The 3,963-nt window shown below is 65.0% G+C and carries 4 protein-coding genes; 1 reads left to right on the top strand and 3 read right to left on the bottom strand.

Annotated features, from left to right (window positions below):
- Window positions 1–209: 209 nt before the first annotated feature.
- Window positions 210–680, bottom strand: coding sequence for an RNA methyltransferase (locus CAG22_RS26850; RefSeq protein ID WP_025340213.1), 471 nt, complete (start codon window positions 678–680; stop codon window positions 210–212).
- Window positions 681–752: 72 nt separating this feature from the next.
- Window positions 753–1,124: a YajD family HNH nuclease gene (locus tag CAG22_RS26845; protein WP_003259546.1), complete on the bottom strand. Its 372-nt coding sequence runs from the start codon at window positions 1,122–1,124 to the stop codon at window positions 753–755.
- 131 nt (window positions 1,125–1,255) lie between these two features.
- On the opposite strand from CAG22_RS26845, the gene CAG22_RS26840 reads away from it, so the two are divergent.
- Window positions 1,256–1,534, top strand: a complete 279-nt coding sequence (locus CAG22_RS26840) for a hypothetical protein (RefSeq protein WP_085593348.1) — start codon at window positions 1,256–1,258, stop codon at window positions 1,532–1,534.
- Window positions 1,535–1,675: 141 nt separating this feature from the next.
- Here the strand turns inward: CAG22_RS26840 and CAG22_RS26835 are convergent, their stop codons facing one another.
- Complete coding sequence (locus tag CAG22_RS26835) at window positions 1,676–3,718, bottom strand: S9 family peptidase (protein WP_085593346.1); 2,043 nt, start codon at window positions 3,716–3,718, stop codon at window positions 1,676–1,678.
- Window positions 3,719–3,963 lie beyond the last annotated feature (245 nt).

The raw sequence follows: 3,963 nt of genomic DNA, 5'->3' as shown, positions 1-3,963 counted from the left end.
AGTACACGGAGCTGAAGACCATCTGGATCAACGCTTCGTGACCTGAGCAAGACCGGTGCTGTTCTGACGGAGTTCGGCACCTGGCCGCCCTGTGTTGTCAGTGCCGGCCTCTTCGCGGGTAAACCCGCTCCCACAGGGAATGCACAGTCTGTGGGAGCGGGTTTACCCGCGAAAGGGCCGGTCCTGCTGCCGCAGTGGCGGCTTTTTTATTACTTGAACTTGGGCCCCGAACGGGTATTCAGCCCCTTGGCCATACGGTCATACAGCACCACATTCACCGTCGCTGCCAGGTTCATGCAGCCCTCGGTCGGAATGTAGATGGTCTCTTCGCACCACGCCCGCACATCGGCACTGAGGCTGCCGTCTTCCGGCCCGAAGATGTAGATGGCCCGGTCCGGGTGGGTGTATTCCGGCAATGGCCGCGCGCCTTCCACCAATTCCACGGCCACCGGCGTGCAGCCCAGCGGGATGATGCGCTGCAGGTCGTCGATGCCGATCAGCGGGATGTCGTAGTGCACGCGCTTGGTGTCGGTGACGAAGTCACGGGCACGCTCGTAGCGTTTGCCGGTGTAGAACACCGAATTGACGCCGTAGCAACCCGCGGCGCGCATCACCGAGCCGACGTTTTCTGCCGACTTGGGGTTGAACAGGCCGATGCAGCTGTATCGTTTGTTTGCCACGTACCGGGGCCCTTCGCGAAAAAAAGCGCGATTATACGGGCTGCCCGGTAGCAGCGGGGGGCGAATCGATGGTCAGTCTTTCTTCAGCATGCCCGCCAGCCCGGCGAACGGGTTGTGGGTGGCCTTGGCGATGCTCGGGGTGCTGGTGGAGCCTTCGCTGAAGTACTGCTGGTCGGTGTAGCGCGAGTGCTCGTTGTCGTGGCAGTACAGGCACAGCAGTTCCCAGTTGGAGCCGTCCTGCGGGTTGTTGTCGTGGTTGTGGTCGCGGTGGTGCACGGTCAGCTCGCTCAGGCGCTTGCCGGAGAACTCGCGGGCGCAGCGGCCGCAGACGTGCGGGTACATTTTCAGGGCCTTGTCGCGGTAACCCATTTCCTTGTCGCGCTTGGCATCGGCCAGGATGCGGTCCAGGCGCGCGGTGGCGGCGGCGGAAGAGGTGGAGCTCATGGTGTTTCCTTTGTTCTGATCAGGCAAATGACGGTTATGCATTGAGTCTAGCGCGCTTGCGGGGCAGGCGGACAGGCGAAAGCTTTGATTTAGGCGTAGCCTGTAGGAAGGTTCCCGACAGGAGGTTGCTGATGTTTCGCACGATCCTCGTTGTGCTGTTGTTCGCCGGCCTGCCCATGGCCGAAGCTGCCAGCACCCCACCCCGGTTGAGCACGCCGGTGCCCGGTGCACCGGGTACGCCGACGCCTACGCCATATCCGCAGATTACCCCGAGTACGCCGCCCAAGGCCTATGACAGCCAGCCGGGGGCGCCCTTGTTGCCGCCGATGCCGGTGCCCGGGCCGCCGAAGGACCAGCCATTGCCGGGGTTGCGCCAGGATCCGCCGAAGCAGCCGGTGCAGGATGATTGACTGAGTGGGCCGTGTTAGCGGTGGGATTTTGGGGCTGCTTTGCAGCCCATTGCGACACAAGGCCGCTCCCACAGGAGATTGCGTTACCCCTGTAGGAGCGGCCTTGTGTCGCGAAAGGGGCGCAAAGCGCCCCCAGCTTACTCAAACGATACCTAGCTCGCCGAACACGAACGCGTACTCAAGGGCCACATCCTTGAGCCCCTGATACCGCCCGCTCATCCCGCCATGCCCAGCCCCCATCTCGGTCTTGAGCAGCAGCAGGTTGTCGTCGGTCTTTCGCGTGCGCAGCCGCGCCACCCACTTGGCCGCTTCCCAGTACTGTACGCGGCTGTCGTTGTAGCCCGCCACCACCAGCATCGCCGGGTAGGCCTGTTCCTTCACGTTCTCGTACGGTGCATAGGCCTTGATCCGCTCATACACCTCCGGCTCCTCAGGGTTACCCCATTCGTCGTACTCGGTCACGGTCAGCGGCAGCTCGGGGTCGAGCATGGTGTTGAGCACGTCGACGAACGGCACTTCGGCAATCGCACAGCGGAACAGCTCGGGGCGCAGGTTGAGCACCGCGCCCATCAGCAGGCCACCGGCGCTGCCGCCACTGATGGCCAGGCGGTCGGCAGCCGTGACACCCTCGGCGATCAGGTGCTCGGCACAGGCGATGAAGTCGCTGAAGGTGTTGTGCTTGTGCTCCTGCTTGCCCGCGCGGTACCAGGCTTCGCCCAGTTCACCGCCGCCACGCACATGGGCGATGGCAAAGGCCACGCCGCGCTCCAGCAGGCTCAGGCGCGCGTGCGAGAACCACGGGTCGAGGCTTTCGCCATAGGCGCCGTAGCCATACAGGTACAGCGGCACGGTCTGGCCCAGGTCCTGGCGGCGGCGCACCAGGCTGATCGGTACCCGGGTGCCGTCCGCTGCGGTAGCCCACAGGCGCTCGCTGACATAGTCGTCGGCATCGAACGGCCCCAGCACCGGGGTTTGCTTGAGCACCGCCTGGGCACCGCTGGCCAGCTCCAGCTGGCGTACCTGGGCCGGGCGGTTGAGTGCTTCGTAGCGCAGGCGCAGGCGTGGGCTGGCGAACTCCAGGCTGTCCTGCACGTACAGGCTGTAGGCCGCGTCGGGCAGTTCGACGCGGTAGGCCGCCAGGCCCTGCGGGCGTACCTCGATGATCGGCAGGCCGCCTTCGCGCAGGCTCAGGGTCAGCGCGCCGGCATTCAGGCTGAGGCCTTCGAGCATGATCGCGTCGCGGTGCGCTACCAGCACCTGCCATTGCTCACGGCTGGGCACCGGTGCGACCGGGGCGTGGTACAGGGCGAAGTTGATGCCGTCCTGGTTGGTGCGGATGAACCAGCGCCACTGGCCGTCGAGCTGGCCGTGGTCGGGGAAGTACTCGTGGCCTTCGACCCGTGGCGCCAGGCAGGTGAACGGTGCCTGCGGGGTTTCCGCGTCCAGCACCCAGGCTTCGCTGGTGGTCTTGCTGTTGAGCAGCAGCACCAGCTGGCGTTCGGAGCTGGTGCGGTAGCAGTGCAGGAAGAAGCGCCCGTCGGGCTCCTCGAACACGGTCTGCGCGCCTTCGTTGCCCAGGGTGTGGCGACGCAGGCGCCACGGGCGGTGGGTGTCGTCCAGTTCGGCGAAGAACAGCGTCTGGCTGTCGTTGGCCCAGGTCAGGCTGCCGTCGCAGTCGTCGAAGGGCAGGGTAGTGACGCTGCCACTGGCCAGATCCTTCACGTACAAGGTGAAGATTTCGTCGCCGCTGGTGTCCAGGCTGTAGGCCAGCAGGCGGTGGTCGGGGCTGACGTTGAACGCGCCGAGGGACAGGAAACCGCCATTGGCCAGGGCGTTGGGGTCGAGCAGCAGTTGTTCCTGGCTTTCATCGACCGTGTTGGAGTCGTCGGCCGGGCGCGGGCAGCGGTAGTGGCGCGGGTACTCGTCGCCCGCGGTGGTACGGGTGTAGTACAGGTAGGGGCCCCAGGGCGCCGGCAGCGACAGGTCAGTTTCCAGGATGCGGCCCTTGATCTCTTCGAACAGTTGTTCACGCAGCGGCGCCTGGTCGGCCAGGCAGGCTTCCTGGTAGGCGTTCTCGGCCTGCAGGTAGGCAAGCACCTCGGGGTTGTCACGCTGTTGCAGCCAGGCGTACGGGTCGCTGGCCTGGGCCTGGTGGGCAATCGGGGGTTGGGGCTTGGTTGGCATTGAGGATCTCTTGATTGGGGTTGCCTGTGCCGGCCTCTTCGCGGGCTTGCCCGCTCCCACAGGCACTGCACAGTTTCAAGATCTGTGGTGAACCTGTGGGAGCGGGCAAGCCCGCGAAGAGGCCGGCACAGGCAAACGCTGTCTGCGCCCGGAAAAGTGTTTATCATAGGCATCTCTTTGCCTGGCTTGCACGAACACCATGACCGAGAACGACTACACCCTCGCCTGGGGCCTTTACGCTGTTG

It is taken from the genome of Pseudomonas sp. B8(2017), from assembly GCF_002113575.1.
Taxonomy (GTDB): domain Bacteria; phylum Pseudomonadota; class Gammaproteobacteria; order Pseudomonadales; family Pseudomonadaceae; genus Aquipseudomonas; species Aquipseudomonas putida_Z.
Note: the sequence above shows the minus strand (reverse complement) of the source record. Positions and strands in the feature narration are given on the sequence as shown.